Here is a 17530-nt window from a genome sequence, read left to right as displayed (position 1 = left end):
GCGACTTCTGCTTCAACGGCAACCTGATCATGCGCGCGACCGGCGACCGGATGCTGCTGTCGCCGCCGCTCGTGATTCGCGAGGGGGAGGTCGACGAGATCGTCGACAAGGCGAAGCGCGCGTTCGATGCGACCGCGGAACGGGTCGGGCGGGCAGGGTAGCGAGTCGTCGCGACGCTTCGATTGCATGTGGCCGAAGCGGCGTTGCCCGTCGAACGCGTTCGCGAGCGCAAGGAAGCGGGCAGGGGAGGCGAGTCGCGGAAAGACGACGCACAAAACGAAAAGGGCCTGCGTCGTGAGACGCAGGCCCTTGAATTCTTTGGTGGGCGGTACTGGGATCGAACCAGTGACCCCTGCCGTGTGAAGGCAGTGCTCTACCGCTGAGCTAACCGCCCAAAGAAGCTGAAATTATGTCAGAGCTTTTCGGGTTCGTAAAGCACTTTCTTCAAATATTTTTCAGGCCGGTGCAAAAGGTGCGTCAGCCGGCCGTCGACGGCTCGACGAGATCGAGGATCGAGCCGTCGCGCTTGAGCGTCGCGAGCACGATGCTCGAATTGATCGACATCACGCCCGTCGCGCGATGCAGCCGGTTGATCACGAAGTCCGAGTAGTGGTCGAGGTCGCGCGCCCGCACCGTCAGCACGTAGTTCGAGCCGCCCGTCACGATCTGCGCGGCGATGACTTCCGGCCACTGCTGGATCGCCTCCACGAAGCGGTCGTGCCATTCGGGCACGTCCGGCCGCATCGACACGTGCACGAGCGCCTCGAATGCGACGCCGACCTTCTTCGGCTCGATCGTGCAGCGGTAGCCGGAAATGGCGCCGCGTTCCTCGAGCAGCTTCACGCGCCGCAGGCACGCCGACGGCGACAGCGCGACCGCGTTCGCGAGGTCCTGATTGCTGATGCGTCCGTCCCGCTCGAGGTGCCGGAGGATCCGCATGTCGGTTCGATCCAGATTCATTTCGCAGAATCCCGTCATTTTTTAGATGGTAGGCGCAGACTCTACTGCAATCGGCGGGATTCGTCATCGAAAAGTGAAGCTCATTCTATTTCGTCCTCGATAACATGCGCCCCATGCCTCGACCGCACGGCCTGACGTGCCGTCACGCCGCCGGCCGTATCGCCGCCTTCAACCCCGACCGTCATTCCGCCATGTACGAACACATTCCCGCCTATCCGGGCGATCCGATCCTGTCGCTGTTCCAGGCGTTCCAGCAGGATGCCCATCCGCACAAGGTCAACCTCAGCATCGGCCTCTATTACGACGACGCGGGCCGCATCCCCGTGCTGGAGAGCACGCGCCTCGCGGCCGAGCGCCTGCGCGAAGCCGGCGCGCCGCATACGTATCTGCCGATGGAAGGGCTCGCCGCGTATCGGCAGGGCGTGCAGCGCCTCGTGTTCGGCGCCGGTTGCGCGGCGCTCGCGCAAGGACGCATCGCGACGCTGCAGACGCTCGGCGGCTCGGGCGCGCTGCGGCTCGGCGCCGAATTCGTGAAGCGCTATTTCCCCGACAGCGCGATCTGGATCAGCGATCCGACGTGGGACAACCATCGCGTGATCTTCGCGGCGGCCGGCCTCGACGTGCACACGTATCCGTACTACGACGCAGCGCGCAACGACCTGCGCGTCGACGCGATGCTCGCGGCGCTCGACGCGCTGCCCGCGCGCAGCATCGTGCTGCTGCAGCCGTGCTGCCACAACCCGACGGGCCTCGACCTCGACCGCGACGCGTGGCGCGCGGTGATCGACGTGCTCGCGCGCCGCGGGCTGATTCCGTTCCTCGACATGGCGTACCAGGGCTTCGGCGATGGTCTCGACGACGACGCATGGGCCGTGCGCGCGATCGTCGAAGCCGGGCTGCCGGCGATCGTCAGCAACTCGTTCTCGAAGAATTTCTCGCTGTATGGCGAGCGCGTCGGCGGCCTGTCGATCGTCTGCGCGAGCGCGGGCGAAGCGGCGACGGTGCTGAGCCAGCTGCAGGCCGGCGTGCGCCGCACCTACTCGAGCCCGCCGCTGTTCGGCGCGCAGCTCGTGTCGGCGGTGCTGAACGACGACGTCCTGCGCGCGTGCTGGGAAGACGAGGTGGCCCAGGTGCGCACGCGCATCAAGCGCATGCGCGGCGCGCTGAAGGCGCGGCTCGACGCGCGCTTGGCCGGGCCCGCGTTCGACGCGCTCGTCACGCAGCGCGGCATGTTCAGCTATACGGGCATCGCCGCGGCCGACGTGGACCGGCTGCGCGCGTCGCACGGCGTCTACCTGCTGCGTTCGGGCCGCATGTGCATCGCGGGCCTGAACGACGCGAACGTCGAGCACGTCGCGTACGCGATCGCCGACGTGCTCGGCGGCACGTCGCGCCAGGCTGCCTGAGCGGCCGATCCCGAACCGAAGGAGGACACGATGGCAGACACGATCCCGGTCGACTTGCCGCAACTCGCGCAGCCGTTCTCGTGGGCGACCCGCGCGGGCGGGCTGATGTTTACCGGCCACGGCCCGGTCGATGCGTCCGGCGCGATCGCAGGCGACACGATGACGGGGCAGGCGCGCCTCACGCTCGGCAATCTCGCGAAGGCCGTCGCGGCGGCCGGCGCGACGATGGACGACATCGCGCAGGTGCTCGTCTACCTGTCCGACGTGAAGGCGATGCCCGAATTCGACGCCGAATACCGGCGCCACTTCCGCGAACCGTACCCGAACCGCACGTGCGTGGGCGTGCAGGGCTTCGCGCACCCGGACATGCGCGTCGAACTCGTCGCATACGTGGCGTTGCCGGCGGCACGCGGCTAGCCGGCACGCGACCGCGCGAAGATTGCAGTACCCACGATTACCGACAAGCACCAACACACCCCGACGAACATCAAACATTCAGACAAGGATGGAGACGAAGATGAAGAGTATCAATAGGTTCGCACTACCGACGATTGCCGGCATGCTCGCCGCGAGCGGCGCGATGGCGCAGAGCAGCGTGACGCTGTACGGCATCGTCGACCAGAGCATTCGCTACACGACGCATGCGAACGCGTCGAACGACGCGAGCGTGCAGATGACCAACGGTGCGATCACCAACAGCCGCTGGGGCCTGAAGGGCAGCGAAGCGCTCGGCGGCGGCCTGACGGCGATCTTCCGGCTCGAGAGCGGCTTCGAGCCGCAGAACGGGCAGCTCGACGGCGCGCTGTTCGGCCGCTACGCGTATGTCGGCCTGGCGAGCGACTGGGGCACCGTGAAGCTCGGCCGGCAGGCGACCGAGGCATTCAACCTGTTCGGCGATCTCGATCCGCTGACGGTCGGCAACTACACGGCCAACATGTGGCCGTACTTCCTCACGCAGGGCCGCGCGAGCAACGTGGCCAGCTACGACGGCACGTTCGGCGGGCTGAGCGTCGGCGCGAGCTACGGCTTCGGCGGCGTCGCGGGCAGCCTCGGCGCGAATGCGTACTGGGGCACGCATGTGTCGTACATGCTCGGCGGGCTGATGGTCGGCGCGACCTACCAGCAGGTACGCGACCTGACGAGCCGCGCGCAGCAGGCGTGGGGCGCGGGCGCACGCTATGCGTTCGGCGCGGCGACGCTGTACGCGGGCTATCTCGGCGGCATCGACCGCACGGGCACGCTCGACCGGCAATTGCTGAACGCGCCGGGCCGCGACGTGACCTACGGTGCGTTCGCCGACAATCCGCGCCGCGACGCGATCTTCTATACCGGCGCGAGCGTGAAGGTCACGCCGGCGGTTTCGGTGACGGGCGTCGCGTACTACGACGACATCCGCAACGTCGACGGCATCGCCGGTAACGGCGGAAAGCGCTACACGGGCGTGCTCGAGGCCGAGTACGCGCTGTCGAAGGCGACGCAGGTCTACGCGACGGTCGACTACAACCGGGTGACCGGCGGCGCGTTCACCGAAATGCCCGGACGCGGCAACCAGACGGGCATCGCGGCCGGCTTGCGCCACCTGTTCTGAGCATGCGGCGCGCGGTGGCCGGTGCGGTCCGGCACCGGTCCGTGCGCCGTCGACGTTTCGGCCGGACACACGCTTTCGAACGAGGTCATTCGATGCAACCAGAAGGGCAATTCCAGCACATCGCGGCGCGCGAGCAGGGTCTGCGCCGCACGCTTTCCGCACGGCAGATGGCGATGATCGCGATCGGCGGTGCGATCGGTACCGGTCTCTTTCTCGGCAGCGGATTCGCGATCGGCTTCGCGGGCCCGAGCGTGCTCGTCAGCTACGCGATCGGCGCGTTCATCTCGCTGTTGCTGATGGGCTGTCTCGCGGAGATGACGGTCGCGCATCCGACCTCCGGGTCGTTTGGCGCATACGCCGAACATTACGTGAGCCCGTGGGCCGGGTTCCTCGTGCGCTACGCGTACTGGGCGTGCATCGTGCTCGCGGTCGGCACCGAAGTCACCGCGATCGCGCTGTACATGAAGTACTGGTTCCCGGGCGTGCCGGGCTGGCTGTGGATCGTCGGCTTCTCGGCGCTGCTCGTGTTCGTCAACGCGCGCAGCGTCGACGTGTTCGGCGCGGTCGAATACGGCTTCTCGGTCGTGAAGATCGCGGCGATCGTCGGCTTCATCGTGCTCGGCGCGTACGTCGTGTTCGGCAATCCGGCACTGGTCGGCGACGGTGCGGCCCGCGCGGGCTTCCACCATTACACCGGGCACGGCGGCTTTTTCCCGAAGGGCATGTGGGGGATGTGGGTCGCGGTGATCGTGTCGATCTTCAGCTACCTGAGCATCGAGATGATCGCGGTCGCGGCGGGCGAGGCGGAGGATCCCGAGCGCGCGGTGACGCACGCGTTCCGCTCGACGATCGTGCGGCTCGTGCTGTTCTACCTCGTCACGCTCGCGCTGATGCTCGCGATCGTGCCGTGGACGGCGGCGGGGCGCGACGAGAGCCCGTTCGTGAAGGTGATGGAGGCGATCCACCTGCCGGGCGCGGCCGGGCTGATCAACTTCGTCGTGCTGATCGCCGCGCTGTCCGCGATGAACAGCCAGCTCTACATCACGACGCGGATGATGTTCAGCCTGTCGCGCGCGGGTTATGCGCCGAAGGCGCTCGGCGCGGTCGACGCGCGCGGCGTGCCGTTCGGCGCGCTGCTGCTGTCGACGCTCGGCATCGCGCTCGCGACGGTCCTGAGCGTGCTGTACCCGGACGCGTCGTTCACGATCATGATGGCGGTGTCGATGTTCGGCGCGCTGTTCACGTGGATGATGATCTTCGTCACGCATTACTGCTTCCGGCGGCGTCGCGCGGCGCTCGGTTTGCCGGCGCCCGCGTTCCGGATGCGCGGCTTTCCGCTGCTGACGCTGCTCGGCGCGGCGCTGATGCTCGCGGTGATGGTGACGACCTACTTCACGGCCGAATTCCACATGACGCTGATCTTCGGCATTCCGTTCCTGATCGCGCTGTCCGTCGTGTACGCGGTGTGGTACCGGCGCGCGCAGCCGGCGCTGCAGCCGGAAGCGAAGTAACGGGGAAGTGCCGGCGCGAAATGCCGGCGCGCCGGCTCAGCCCGCGAGCGCGGGCAGCGCGTCGATCGATGCGCGCACGTAGTCGGCGAAGCGCAGTGCGACCGGTTCGGCGGTGCCGCTGCGCTTCAGTTCGAGCGTGCGCGATTCGAGCGACGCATCCTTCAGCGGCCGGAACGCGAGCCGGTCGCTCTTCACCTGCTGCAGCACGCGCGGCACCAGCGCGATGCCCATGCCGAACTCGATCATCGACAGGATCGTCTGCCACAGCCGCGCCTCGTGACGGATCAGCGGGCTGAATCCCGCGTTCACGCATTGCGCGATTATCAGGTCGTGATAGTGCGGCGCCGCGTCGCGCGGAAACAGGATGAACGGTTCCTCGGCCAGCGTGGCGAGCGCGACCTGACGGCGCCGCGCGAGCGGATGCGCGGCCGGCAGGCAGCAGACGAACGGTTCCGCGTAGACGGGCGCCGATTCGACCTCGGGCGGGCAGTGGCCCCAGTGCGCGTAGCCGAGATCGATCTGGCCACGCTGGATCGCCTGCACCTGCGCCTGCGTGTTCATCTCGCTCAGCACGATCTCGACGCCCGGGTAATCGGCTTCGAAGCGCCGCACCGCATCGGGCAGCCCGCGATACAGCATCGAATGGACGAAGCCGATCCGCAGCCGGCCCGCGAGGCCGGACGCCGAGCGTACCGTGAGCCGCTCGGCCTCGGCCGCCTGCAGCAGCAGCCGGCGCGCTTCGCCGAGCAGCACCGCGCCCGCGTTGGTCAGCGCGACCGTCTTGTTGGTGCGCGAAAAGAGCTGCACGCCGAGCGCGTCCTCGAACTTGCGGATGTCGAAGCTCAACGCCGGCTGCGAGATGAACAGGCGCTTCGCCGCGCGCCCGAAATGCAGTTCCTCGGCGACCGCCACGAAGTAGCGCAACTGCCTCAGTTCCATGCTGTCTCCTTCCCGCATCGGCATCGATAAGCGTCGTCTATCGTACCGGATAAATCCTGTATTGGACGCTTATCGATCGCGCGCCTACGCTCTGCTGAACGCCTGGCATCAGCCGGCCGCGCTGCCGCCGCGCGGCGCCGGCCGATAGCCGGGCGCCATCCTGGAGACGCATGCATGAACGACATCGCTCGCACGCCGGACACCGGCGCGGCCAACAACATCCCCGATAGCCGGGGCATCAATTTCTTCACGGCCGATCCCGATCTCGGCGCGTTGCTGAAACTGCATCTCGGTGACGCGCGCTACGCGGAACTCGAACCGCAGCTGCACGCGCTCGGCGCGCGCGTGTCGGGCGAGCTCGACGCATGGGCGTCGCGCGCGGACAAGCACCCGCCCGTGCTCGAACACCGCAACCGGCGCGGCGAAGCCGTGCAGCGGATCGACAAGGATCCCGCGTACATCGCGCTCGAACGCGTCGCGTATGCGGAACTCGGGCTCGCGTCGCTGAGCCACCAGCCCGAGGCGGTCGTGCCGCTCGTCAAGTACGCGCTGACGTTCCTGTTCGTGCAGGCCGAATTCGGGCTGTGCTGCCCGGTCAGCATGACCGATTCGCTGACGCGCACGCTGCGCCGTTTCGGCGACCCGGCGCTCGTCGAGCGCTATCTGCCGATGCTCGCATCGCGCGATTTCGACACGCTGTTCCAGGGCGCGATGTTCATGACCGAACAGGCGGCCGGCTCCGACGTCGGCCGCATCGCGACGCGCGCGGTGCGCGATGCCGACGCGCAGGGCGAGGCGGTGTGGCGCCTCTTCGGCGACAAGTGGTTCTGCTCGAACGCTGACGCCGACCTGGCGATGGTGCTCGCGCGGCCCGACGGCGCGCCGGACGGCATCAAGGGGCTCGCGTTGTTCCTGCTGCCGAAGACGCTGCCGGACGGCACGCGCAACCGCTACCGGATCGTGCGGCTGAAGGACAAGCTCGGCAGCCGTTCGATGGCGAGCGGCGAGATCGCGCTCGAAGGCGCGCAGGCATACCTGATCGGCGAGATCGGCCGCGGCTTTCACCAGATGGCGGACATGATCAACATGTCGCGGCTGTCGAACGGCGTGCGCGCGGCGGGCCTGATGCGGCGCGCACTGAACGAGTCGCTGCACGTGGCCGCCCACCGCGCCGCATTCGGCCGCAAGCTGATCGAGATGCCGCTGATACAGCGCCAGCTGATGAAGATGCTGCTGCCCGCCGAGGCCGCGCGCGCGATGTTCATGCAGATCGCGCTGCTGCTGCCGCAGGCGGATGCGGGCGACGAGCAGGCCGCGCGCTGCGTGCGCATCCTGACGCCGCTGATCAAGTTCCGCGCGTGCCGCGACGCACGCCGTGTGACGGGCGACGCGATGGAGGTGCGCGGCGGCACCGGCTACATCGAGGAATGGAGCGATGCGCGCCTCGTGCGCGATGCGCATCTCGGCTCGATCTGGGAAGGCACCAGCAACATCGTCGCGCTCGACGTCGCGCGCGCCGCGCAGCGCGAGCAGGCGCTCGATGCGCTGCGCACGTTCCTCGCCGACCGGCTCGGCGCGGCGCCGCTGCCCGACGCGAGCCGCGCGGCGCTGCGGCGCATTCTCGCGCGCGCGTGCGATGCGCTCGCCCGGGTCGCGGCGGAAGGCGACGACGCGCGCGTGCGGCAGGCCGCGTCGGCGCTGTACTACGCGAGCGCGGCCGTGCTGATGGCATGCGAGGGCGCGCAGCTCGCGCCCGATTACCGGCGCCTCGCGCTCGCGCACCTGATCGTGCGTCACAAGCTGTTGCCGGTCGATCCGCTCGCGCCGGCGTCGCGCGACGACGAGGCAGCGGCGTTCGATGCGTTGCTGCGCGGCACGCCGGTACCGCTCGACATGGCGCTCGACCTGCTGCCGGAGGTCGAACGATGAGCACGACGAAAGCGACGGAAGCGACGGAAGCGACGAAAGCGACACGCGGCGCACTTGACGGCCTGAAGGTCGTCGACCTGAGCCGCGTGCTCGGCGGCCCGTACTGCACGCAGGCGCTCGCCGACCACGGCGCGACGGTGATCAAGATCGAGCCGCCGGGCGGCGACGAGACGCGCGGCTGGGGGCCGCCGTTCCTCGGCGACACCGCGTGGTACTTCATGGGCGTGAACCGCAACAAGGAGGGCGTCGCGCTCGACCTGTCCCGCGACGAAGGGCGCGCGATCCTGTGGCGCCTGCTCGAGAGCGCCGACGTGCTCGTCGAGAACTTCAAGCCCGGCACGCTCGCGCGCTGGGGCATGGACTACGCGCGCGACCTGCAGCCGCGTTTCCCGCGCCTGATCCACTGCGCGGTGACGGGCTTCGGCGACGACGGCCCGCTCGGCGGGCTGCCCGGCTACGACGCGGTGATCCAGGCGATGGCCGGGCTGATGAGCGTGAACGGCGAGCGCGACGGCGACGCGACGCGCATCGGGCTGCCGATCGTCGACATGGTCACCGGACTCAACGCGCTGACCGGCATCCTGCTCGCGCTCGTGGAGCGCGAGCAGAGCGGGCAGGGCCAGTCGATCGACATCGCGCTGTACGACTGCGGCGTGTCGCTGCTGCATCCGCACCTGCCGAACTTCTTCGGCTCGGGGCGCGTGCCCGAGCGCAGCGGCAACGCGCACCCGAACATCGCGCCGTACGACAGCTATCGCACGGCCACCGTGCCGATCTTCCTCGCGGTCGGCAACGACCGGCAGTTCGCGCGGCTCGTCGCGCATCTCGGCGCGCCGGCGCTGGCCGGCGATCCGCGCTTCGTCGACAACCGCAGCCGCTGCGCGCACCGGCCCGAACTGAAGGCCGAACTCGAGGCACGGCTCACCGCGCATCCGTGCGAGCCGCTCGCGCGCGACCTGATGGCGGCGGGCGTGCCGTGCGGGCCGGTGCGCACGGTCGCCGACGTCGCGCGCGACCCGCATGCGCTGCATCGCGAGTTGTTCGTCGAGATCGGCGCGTATCGCGGCACCGCATCGCCGGTGAAGCTGTCGCGCACGCCGGCGACCTATCGTTCGCCGCCGCCCGCGCTCGGCCGCGACACGCGCGCGGTGCTCGACCGCCTCGGCGTCGATCCCGCGCTCCAGCGGCAGCTGCTCGACGCGGGCGTGCTGAAGGTCGCGCCGGACCCGGCGTGACCGGACGAGTGGCCCTGCAGGTGAGTGACCTGGACCGACAGATCGCGACGTAAAGCGACGTTGGGCAGCGTAACGCTGCCCCGCGTCGAGCAATCGCTCGTAACGCAACTCCGCCAGCCGGCGGCGCAAGGCCGGCCATCCGGCAACGCGCGCGACAGTCGCGCCGCCGATCACAAACATGGAGACATCGATGAGCCGTCCGCAATCCCCGTCCGCCGCGCAGCCGCGGCCCGGCCGTGCCGCCCTCGCGGCGTTCGTCGGCACCACGATCGAGTGGTACGACTTCTACATCTACGGCACCGCCGCCGCGCTCGTATTCGGCAAGGTGTTCTTTTCGAGCACGATGAATCCCGGCGTCGCGACGCTCCTTGCGTTCGTCACGTTCTGGGCCGGCTTCGCCGCGCGGCCGCTCGGCGGCATCGTGTTCGGGCATCTCGGCGATCGCGTCGGCCGCAAGACCGCGCTCGTGATCACGCTGGTGATGATGGGGCTTGCCACGACCGGCATCGGCCTGTTGCCCGGCTATGCGTCGATCGGCGTGTGGGCGCCCGCGGGCCTCGTCGTGCTGCGCGTGCTGCAGGGCATCGCGGTCGGCGGCGAGTGGGGCGGCGCGGTGCTGATCGCGAGCGAGAACGCGCCGAAGCATCGCAGCATCCTGTATGCGGCGTTCGCGCAGCAGGGTTCGCCCACCGGCAACCTGCTCGCCACCGCTGCCTTCTTCGCGCTGAGCGCGCTGCCGACGCCGTCGTTCCTGATGTGGGGCTGGCGCATTCCGTTTTTGCTGTCGGCGGTGCTCGTGATCATCGGGATGGTGATCCGGCTGCGGCTCGAGGAATCGATCGACATGCAGCGCGTGCTCGCGCGCAAGCGCACGGTGAAGCTGCCGCTGCGCGACGTCGTGCGCGACCACTGGCCCGTCGTGCTGCTCGCGGCCGGCACGCTGCCGGTGATCAACGTCACGTACTTTCGCAGCACGTTCGCGCTGTCGTGGGCGACCAAGGAGCTCGGTTATGCGCAGGGCACGTTCCTCGGCATCCTGTCGATCTCGCTCGTCGTGCAGTTCCTGATGCAGCCGGTCGGCGCGTGGTTCGTGTCGAAGGTCGACATGCGGCGCGCGATGTGCTGGATCCTGATTCCGGAGATCGTGCTGATGCCGGTGATGTTCCATGCGCTCGCGACGCGCTCGTACTGGGTCGCCGTCGCGGGCATGTGCATCTCGACGATTCCGTCGGCGATGTTCTACGGTGCGGTCGGCGGCGTGCTCGCGCGCGTGTTTCCGGCCAACATCCGCTATACGGGCCTGTCGCTCGCGTACCAGCTGAGCGCCCTCGTCGTCGGCGGCGGCACGCCGGTGCTCGCGCAGGCGATCCTGAACGCGACCGGCAGCATCGTCGGCGTCGCGATCGCGTCGGGGCTGTACGCGCTCGCGTCGCTCGCGTGCATGCTCGCGCTGCTGAATCGCACCGGCTACCGCGCGGACGAGCTGTCGACGGCCGAGCGCAGCGATGCGGCCGAGTGGGGCGCCGAAAGTGCGAGCGCTGAAAGTCCGGCCGGCGAGACCACGCAGCCAGGCGAGCGCGGCGCGTTGAAACCGGCGGGGTGAGACGGGGGGGCCGACGTGATTCGGCACGCTGGCGATTCGGTAATGCGGTAACGCGGTAATGTGGTGAGGCGGTGAGGCGGTAATTCGCCGCTCCGGCGACATCGCGCGCCGGACGGATCGCGCGCCGCATGGCCTCGACTCGCGCCAAATCACGCGTCCCAAAAGCAAACGGCACCGTGCGATCCACGGTGCCGTTTGCCTGGCGGTTGCTTGACTGCGCGACGAGGCCGGCACGGCCGGCCATCGCGATGCGCGGTGCTTAGCCTTCCGTCGGCGGCACGTAGCCGGACGCCTGGTCGGCGCCGTCGCCGAAGAAATACTTCTCGGTCTGCTTCATCAGGTACTGGCGCGCGCGCGGGTCGGCCATGTTCAGGCGGTTCTCGTTGATCAGCATCGTCTGCTGCTTGAGCCAGCCTTGCCACGCTTCCTTCGACACGCTTTCGTAGATGCGCTTGCCGAGTTCGCCCGGCAGCGGCGGGAAATCGAGACCCTCGGCTTCCTTGCCGAGCTTCGCGCATTGGATCATTCGAGCCATCGTGTACTTCTCCTGTAATCGGTCTGGGGGAGGGCAGTCGTGCCTGCGCTCAGAGCTGCTTCATCAGCACGAGCGACTTGCGCTGCCAGTTGTAGAGTTTGCGGCGGTCTTCCGGCAGGTCGTCGACGCTGACCTTGACGAAGCCGCGCTTGAGGAACCAGTGCTCGGTGCGCGTCGTGAGCACGAAGATGTGCGTGAGGCCGCGCGCGCGGGCGCGCTGCTCGATGCGCTTGAGCAGGCGTTCGCCGTCGCCCGAGCCCTGCGCTTCCGGCGCGACCGTCAGGCACGCCATCTCGCCGATCTTTTCCTGCTGGTACGGATACAGCGCCGCGCAGCCGAACAGCACGCCATCGTGCTCGATCACCGAGAAGTGGTCGATGTCGCGTTCGATCTGGTGGCGGCCGCGCCGCACCAGCGTGCCGTCCGACTCGAGCGGCTCGATCAGCGACAGGATGCCGCCGACGTCGTCCGGCGTCGCTTCGCGCAGGCTCTCGAGGTTCTCGTACGAGATCATCGTGCCGACGCCGTCGTGCAGGAACAGTTCGAGCAGCATGCTGCCGTCGAGCGACTGCGGAATCAGGTGGGCCCGGGTCACGCCGCCGCGGCACGCGCGGATCGAGTGCTTCAGGAAGAACGCGTCGTCGCCCTGGATGTTGCCCGAATCGAGCAGCTCGGCGGCCGCGTCGAGCGACATTTCGCGGATCAGCCCGCCTTCGTCGTCGACGATGCCGGGCGCTTCGGTCAGGAAGATGATCTTGTCGGCGCGCAGCGCGATCGCGGCGGCCGATGCGACGTCTTCCATCGACAGGTTGAACGCCTCGCCGGTCGGCGAGAAGCCGAGCGGCGACAGCAGCACGAGCTTGCGGCTCGCGAGCGAATGACGGATCGATTCGGCGTCGATCTTGCGCACGATGCCCGTGTGCGCGAAATCGACCCCGTCGAGAATCCCCACCGGCCGGGCGGTCACGAAGTTGCCGGACACGACGCTGATGTGCGCGTGCGCCATCGGCGAGTTCGGCAGACCCTGGCTGATCGCGGCCTCGATGTCGAGACGCACTTCGCCGGCCGCTTCCTTCGCGGATTCGAGCGCGCGCGCATCGGTGATGCGCAGCCCGTGCGAAAACTCGGATTCGACACCATGCAGGCTCAGCTGCTCCTCGACCTGCGGCCGCGAGCCGTGCACCAGCACGATCTGGATGCCCATCGCCTGCAGGAGCGCGATGTCGGACACGAGCGCGTTCAGCAGGCCCTGCTGCACCACCTCGCCGCCGAACCCCACGACGAACGTGCTGTTGCGGAACTTGTGGATATAGGGCGCGACGGAACGCATCCAGTCGACGAACTGCGCGTGGCTGGCGGCCGAATCGTCGGCGGCCGGCGGCGTCGCGGCGCCGGTCTGGGCGGGAGGGAGGTCGGTTTGGGAATTCATGGGCGGGATTATAATGCGCCCCCATGTCGAATGTACCTAAAAGTCCCGCGCCGACGCGGGCCAAAGCGCCGTCGGCGAAGCACCCGGATGGTGCGGCCGACGCGCGTCAGCAGCAGGGCCAGCCGCCGCGCCAGCAGCAGGAAAAGCCGGCGGGCAAGCCGGCCCACGCGCCGCGCGGCGACGAACGGCGTGGCGATGCGCGCCAGCCGTCCGCGAAGGGCGCACCGCAGGCCGCCGGCGAGCGCGCTCCGCGCCGCGAGCGTCCGCCGCGCGCCACCGTCGCGCCGAATCCCGTTCCGCCGATCACTTACCCCGAAAGCCTGCCGGTGTCGGGCAAGCGCGACGAAATCGCGCGCGCGATCGCCGGTCATCAGGTTGTCATCGTCTGCGGCGAGACGGGTTCGGGCAAGACCACGCAGTTGCCGAAGATCTGTCTCGATCTCGGCCGCGGCCTCGGCGCCGGCGGCACGGGCCTGATCGGCCATACGCAGCCGCGGCGCCTGGCCGCATCGTCGACCGGCCGCCGGATCGCCGAGGAACTCGGCACGCCGTTCGGCGAGGTGGTCGGCTACAAGGTGCGCTTCACCGACAATCTCGCGCCGGGCGCGTCCGTCAAGCTGATGACGGACGGCATCCTGCTCGCCGAGACGCAGACCGATCCGCTGCTGAAGGCGTACGACACGCTGATCATCGACGAGGCGCACGAGCGCAGCCTGAACATCGACTTCCTGCTCGGCTACCTGAAGGAGATCCTGCCGCGGCGGCCCGACCTGAAGCTGATCGTCACGTCCGCGACGATCGACGCCGATCGCTTCGCGCGCCATTTCGGCACCGACGAGCGCCCGGCACCCGTGATCGAGGTGAGCGGGCGGCTGTACCCGGTCGAGATGCGCTACCGGCCGGTGGCCGAGGACCGCCCGGCGGTCAAGAACGCCGAAGGCACCGGCGGGCGCGACCGCGTGAAGACCGCGCGCGAGGCCGAGCGCGACCTGATGGACGCGATCGTCGACGCGGTCGACGAACTGTGCCGCGAAGGCCCCGGCGACGTGCTGGTGTTCCTGCCCGGCGAGCGCGAGATCCGCGAGGCGGCCGAGGCGCTGCGCAAGCACCATCCGCCGCACACCGAGATCCTGCCGCTGTTCGCGCGGCTGTCGGCGGCCGACCAGGACAAGGTGTTCAAGGCGTCGAACGCGCGCCGCATCGTGCTCGCGACCAACGTGGCCGAAACCTCGCTGACGGTGCCGGGCATCCGCTACGTCGTGGACACCGGCCTCGCGCGCGTGAAGCGCTATTCGTACCGGAACAAGGTCGAGCAGCTCCAGGTCGAGTCGATCTCGCAGGCCGCCGCGAACCAGCGCGCGGGCCGCTGCGGCCGGGTGGCCGACGGCGTCTGCATCCGCTTGTACGAGGAAAGCGACTACCAGGCGCGCGCGCGCTTCACCGATCCGGAAATCCTGCGCTCGTCGCTCGCGTCGGTGATCCTGCGGATGAAATCGCTGCACCTGACTGCGATCGAATCGTTCCCGTTCCTCGAGCCGCCGCCCGGCCGCGCGATCGCGGATGGCTACCAGCTGCTCAACGAACTCGGCGCGGTCGACGACGACAACGCACTGACGCCGCTGGGCCGCGAACTCGCGCGGCTGCCGCTTGATCCGCGCGTCGGCCGGATGATTCTCGCCGCGCGCGACCAGCAGTCGCTGCGCGAGGTGCTGATCATCGCGAGCGCGCTGTCCGTGCAGGACCCGCGCGACCGGCCGATCGAAGCGCAGGAGCAGGCCGACCAGGCGCACCGCCGGTTCGCCGACGAGCGCTCCGAATTCCTGCAGTGGCTGAAGATCTGGGCGTGGTTCGAAGAGGCCGTCGCGCACAAGAAGTCGAACCGCCAGCTGATCGACGCGTGCCGGCAGAACTTCCTGTCGCACCTGCGGCTGCGCGAGTGGCGCGACGTCCATTCGCAGCTGCTGACGGTCGTGCGCGAACACGGCTGGCGCCTCAACGAGGTCGAGGCGACCTACGAGCAGGTGCATCTGGCCCTGTTGACGGGCCTGCTCGGCAACCTCGGCATGAAGGCCGACGACGATCCGCACTACCTCGGCGCGCGCGGGATCAAGTTCTACCTGTGGCCGGGCTCCGCGCTCGCGAAGAAGGCCGGCCGCTGGGTGATGGCGGCCGAACTCGTCGAGACGAGCCGGCTGTACGCGCGCTGCCTCGCGAAGATCGAGCCGGAGTGGGTCGAGAAGATCGGCGCGCACCTGCTGAAGAAATCGCTGTCGGAGCCGCATTGGGAAAAGCGTCCCGCGCAGGTCAGCGCGTTCGAGCGCGCGACGCTGTACGGGCTGCCGATCTACCACCGCCGGCGCGTCGCGTTCGGCAAGCAGGACCCGGCGCGGGCGCGCGAGCTGTTCATCCGCGGCGCGCTGGTCGAAGGCGAATTCGACACGAAGCTGCCGTTTTTCGCGCACAACCGCAAGCTGCTCGCCGACATCGAGCAGCTCGAGCACAAGTCGCGCCGGCAGGACGTGCTGGTCGACGACGAGCTGATCTACGCGTACTACGACCAGGCGATTCCGGAAGGAATTCACACGGGCGTCGCGTTCGAGCGCTGGTATCGGGATGAAGTGAAGAAGGGCGGCCAGGCGGAGGACAAGCAGCGCCTGCTGTACCTGTCGCGCGACGACCTGATGCGCCACGAGGCGGCGGGCGTCACGACCGAGCTGTTTCCGAAGCGCGCGACGATGGCCGGCGTCGAGATGGCGCTGACCTACCACTTCGAACCCGGCACGCCGCGCGACGGCGTGACGCTCGCGGTGCCGCTGTACGCGCTGAACCAGGTCGACGCGCGCCGCTGCGAATGGCTCGTGCCGGGGATGCTGAAGGAAAAGGTGCAGCTGCTGCTGAAGTCGCTGCCGCAGAAGCTGCGCCGGCATTGCGTGCCGCTGCCCGAGTACGCGGCCGGCTTCGTCGAGCGCACGGGCCGCGAGCGCTTCGGCGCGGGCGGGCTCGTCGAGGCGCTGATCGCCGACGTGCGCGGCGAGACGCAAGTCGCGATGAAGACGGCCGACTTCAAGCTCGAGACGCTGCCCGCTCACCTGTTCATGAACTTCAAGGTGATCGACGAGCACGGCCGCCAGCTCGCGATGGGGCGCAATCTCGCGCAACTGCGCCAGGAACTCGGCGCGCAGGCGCAGCAGCAGTTCCAGAAGATCGCGGCGGCGTCGACGATCGCGCCCGGCGGCGAAGCCGGCGCGGACGACGCGGGCGCCACGCCGGCGCCGGCCGCCACGGCAGGTTCCGCGGCTTCGGCGGCGAAGGGCGGCAAGCCGGGCAAGGGCGTCGCACCGCACACGGCCGCCCCGGCGGAAGCCGGCGCGACCGCACTGTACGAGAACCTGACGACGTGGAACTTCGGCAAGCTCCCCGAGCTGCTGGAGATCCGCCGGCGCGGCCAGACGCTGTACGGCTATCCGGCGCTCGTCGATCGCGGCACGCATTGCGACGTCGAGGTGTTCGACTCGCCGGAGGAGGCCGCGCGGATCCACCGGGCCGGCTTGCGGCGGCTGTTCGCGCTGCAGCTGAAGGAGCCGATCAAGTTCCTCGAGAAGAACCTGCCGGGGCTGCGCGAGATGGCGATGCAGTACATGTCGCTCGGCACGCAGGACGAGCTGCGCGACCAGCTGATCGACACGGCGCTCGACCGTGCGTGCCTGCAGGATCCGCTGCCCGACGACGACGCGAGCTTCCACGCGCGCCGCGACGAAGGCCGCAGCCGCCTGAACCTGCTTGCGCAGGAGATCGCGCGGCTCGTCGGGCAGATCCTCGCCGAATACGCGGGGCTCGCGAAGAAGCTCGCGCAGGCCAAGCCGTTCGCACAGGCCCACGCGGATCTGCAGCAGCAGCTCGCCGCGCTGGTCGGCAAGCGCTTCGTGATCGACACGCCTTACGTGCAGCTTGCACACTTCCCGCGCTACCTGAAAGGCATCGCGCTGCGGATCGACAAGCTGAAGGCCGACCCGGCGCGCGACGCGAAGCAGTCCGGCGAGCTGCTGCCGCTCGTCCAGCAGTACCAGCGCGCGGTGTCGCAGCGCGGCGGCGTCGCCGACCCGCGGCTCGCGGAATTCCGCTGGCTGCTGGAGGAACTGCGAATTTCGCTGTTCGCGCAGGAACTGCGCACGCCGATGCCTGTCTCTGTCAAGCGTCTGCACAAGGTCTGGGAGTCGATGCAGCGCTAGCGTAACGGCGGTTGTCCGGGCCCGCACCGGCGGCCGGCCCGGCCGGCCGCGCGGCGCCTGCCGCGGCAGGCCGCACGGCGGCCGCGGCGTGCGTCGAAGTGGCGCAGGGCCGACTTCCGTCAACCGGCAGGGCCGGTCGAGCGTTTTACAATCACTGCTGTTCCAC

General features: G+C 69.0%; 12 protein-coding genes, 1 tRNA gene and 1 pseudogene. 9 read left to right on the top strand and 5 right to left on the bottom strand.

Annotated features, from left to right (window positions below):
- Positions 1–161, top strand: a pseudogene (locus tag DID98_RS04180) (aspartate aminotransferase family protein); the annotation flags it as partial.
- A gap of 158 nt (positions 162–319) precedes the next feature.
- Here the strand turns inward: DID98_RS04180 and DID98_RS04175 are convergent.
- Positions 320–394: transfer RNA gene (locus tag DID98_RS04175), tRNA-Val, on the bottom strand.
- A gap of 83 nt (positions 395–477) precedes the next feature.
- A complete protein-coding gene (locus DID98_RS04170; RefSeq protein WP_124488334.1) occupies positions 478–960 on the bottom strand; it encodes an Lrp/AsnC family transcriptional regulator in 483 nt (160 codons plus the stop codon).
- A gap of 191 nt (positions 961–1151) precedes the next feature.
- Here DID98_RS04170 and DID98_RS04165 point away from each other — a divergent pair, with 191 nt between their 5' ends.
- From DID98_RS04165 to DID98_RS04150, 4 genes are all read left to right on the top strand, one after another.
- Positions 1152–2366 carry an amino acid aminotransferase gene (locus tag DID98_RS04165; protein WP_044847661.1) on the top strand — a complete coding sequence of 405 codons (1215 nt, stop codon included), beginning with the start codon at positions 1152–1154 and terminating at the stop codon, positions 2364–2366.
- A 30-nt stretch (positions 2367–2396) separates the two neighbouring features.
- Positions 2397–2783, top strand: a complete 387-nt coding sequence (locus DID98_RS04160) for a RidA family protein (RefSeq protein ID WP_124570278.1) — start codon at positions 2397–2399, stop codon at positions 2781–2783.
- 100 nt (positions 2784–2883) lie between these two features.
- Positions 2884–3954 (top strand): porin, encoded by a 1071-nt coding sequence (locus tag DID98_RS04155; RefSeq protein WP_409362327.1) that lies wholly within the window; start codon positions 2884–2886, stop codon positions 3952–3954.
- 92 nt (positions 3955–4046) lie between these two features.
- Positions 4047–5465: an amino acid permease gene (locus tag DID98_RS04150; RefSeq protein WP_124570276.1), complete on the top strand. Its 1419-nt coding sequence runs from the start codon at positions 4047–4049 to the stop codon at positions 5463–5465.
- Between the two features lie 36 nt (positions 5466–5501).
- Here DID98_RS04150 and DID98_RS04145 read toward each other — a convergent pair whose 3' ends face one another.
- Positions 5502–6404 (bottom strand): LysR family transcriptional regulator, encoded by a 903-nt coding sequence (locus tag DID98_RS04145; protein ID WP_124522172.1) that lies wholly within the window; start codon positions 6402–6404, stop codon positions 5502–5504.
- 174 nt (positions 6405–6578) lie between these two features.
- On the opposite strand from DID98_RS04145, the gene DID98_RS04140 reads away from it, so the two are divergent.
- The 3 genes from DID98_RS04140 (at position 6579) to DID98_RS04130 (ending at position 11171) form a co-directional block, all read left to right on the top strand.
- On the top strand, positions 6579–8333 hold the full coding sequence (locus DID98_RS04140; protein WP_124570275.1) for an acyl-CoA dehydrogenase family protein: 1755 nt from the start codon (positions 6579–6581) through the stop codon (positions 8331–8333).
- Entirely contained in the window at positions 8330–9568 is a 1239-nt protein-coding gene (locus DID98_RS04135) for a CaiB/BaiF CoA-transferase family protein (RefSeq protein ID WP_124570274.1), read from the top strand. Before DID98_RS04140 ends, DID98_RS04135 begins: the two co-directional genes overlap by 4 nt.
- 190 nt (positions 9569–9758) lie before the next feature.
- Positions 9759–11171 (top strand): MFS transporter, encoded by a 1413-nt coding sequence (locus DID98_RS04130; RefSeq protein ID WP_124570273.1) that lies wholly within the window; start codon positions 9759–9761, stop codon positions 11169–11171.
- A gap of 259 nt (positions 11172–11430) precedes the next feature.
- On the opposite strand, the gene DID98_RS04125 is transcribed toward DID98_RS04130, so the two are convergent.
- Together DID98_RS04125 and argA are read right to left on the bottom strand one after the other, a co-directional pair.
- Complete coding sequence (locus DID98_RS04125) at positions 11431–11706, bottom strand: oxidative damage protection protein (RefSeq protein WP_006478357.1); 276 nt, start codon at positions 11704–11706, stop codon at positions 11431–11433.
- 49 nt (positions 11707–11755) lie between these two features.
- Positions 11756–13135 (bottom strand): amino-acid N-acetyltransferase, encoded by a 1380-nt coding sequence (gene argA / locus DID98_RS04120; RefSeq protein ID WP_044847668.1) that lies wholly within the window; start codon positions 13133–13135, stop codon positions 11756–11758.
- Positions 13136–13158: 23 nt separating this feature from the next.
- On the opposite strand from argA, the gene hrpA reads away from it, so the two are divergent.
- On the top strand, positions 13159–17364 hold the full coding sequence (gene hrpA / locus DID98_RS04115; protein ID WP_124570272.1) for an ATP-dependent RNA helicase HrpA: 4206 nt from the start codon (positions 13159–13161) through the stop codon (positions 17362–17364).
- Positions 17365–17530 lie beyond the last annotated feature (166 nt).

The organism is Burkholderia sp. Bp8984 (genome assembly GCF_003853755.1).
In the GTDB taxonomy this organism is placed as follows: domain Bacteria; phylum Pseudomonadota; class Gammaproteobacteria; order Burkholderiales; family Burkholderiaceae; genus Burkholderia.
This window is presented reverse-complemented; position numbering and strand designations above follow the sequence as displayed.

What these genes read in the sequence shown, in the direction of transcription:
- DID98_RS04135 (WP_124570274.1), top strand. Translation starts at nt 8,330, where the DNA reads ATGAGCACGACGAAAGCGACGGAAGCGACGGAAGCGACGAAAGCGACA.
- DID98_RS04145 (WP_124522172.1), bottom strand. Translation starts at nt 6,404, where the DNA reads ATGGAACTGAGGCAGTTGCGCTACTTCGTGGCGGTCGCCGAGGAACTG.
- DID98_RS04130 (WP_124570273.1), top strand. Translation starts at nt 9,759, where the DNA reads ATGAGCCGTCCGCAATCCCCGTCCGCCGCGCAGCCGCGGCCCGGCCGT.
- hrpA (WP_124570272.1), top strand. Translation starts at nt 13,159, where the DNA reads ATGTCGAATGTACCTAAAAGTCCCGCGCCGACGCGGGCCAAAGCGCCG.
- argA (WP_044847668.1), bottom strand. Translation starts at nt 13,135, where the DNA reads ATGAATTCCCAAACCGACCTCCCTCCCGCCCAGACCGGCGCCGCGACG.
- DID98_RS04140 (WP_124570275.1), top strand. Translation starts at nt 6,579, where the DNA reads ATGAACGACATCGCTCGCACGCCGGACACCGGCGCGGCCAACAACATC.
- DID98_RS04150 (WP_124570276.1), top strand. Translation starts at nt 4,047, where the DNA reads ATGCAACCAGAAGGGCAATTCCAGCACATCGCGGCGCGCGAGCAGGGT.
- DID98_RS04160 (WP_124570278.1), top strand. Translation starts at nt 2,397, where the DNA reads ATGGCAGACACGATCCCGGTCGACTTGCCGCAACTCGCGCAGCCGTTC.
- DID98_RS04170 (WP_124488334.1), bottom strand. Translation starts at nt 960, where the DNA reads ATGAATCTGGATCGAACCGACATGCGGATCCTCCGGCACCTCGAGCGG.
- DID98_RS04155 (WP_409362327.1), top strand. Translation starts at nt 2,884, where the DNA reads ATGAAGAGTATCAATAGGTTCGCACTACCGACGATTGCCGGCATGCTC.
- DID98_RS04125 (WP_006478357.1), bottom strand. Translation starts at nt 11,706, where the DNA reads ATGGCTCGAATGATCCAATGCGCGAAGCTCGGCAAGGAAGCCGAGGGT.
- DID98_RS04165 (WP_044847661.1), top strand. Translation starts at nt 1,152, where the DNA reads ATGTACGAACACATTCCCGCCTATCCGGGCGATCCGATCCTGTCGCTG.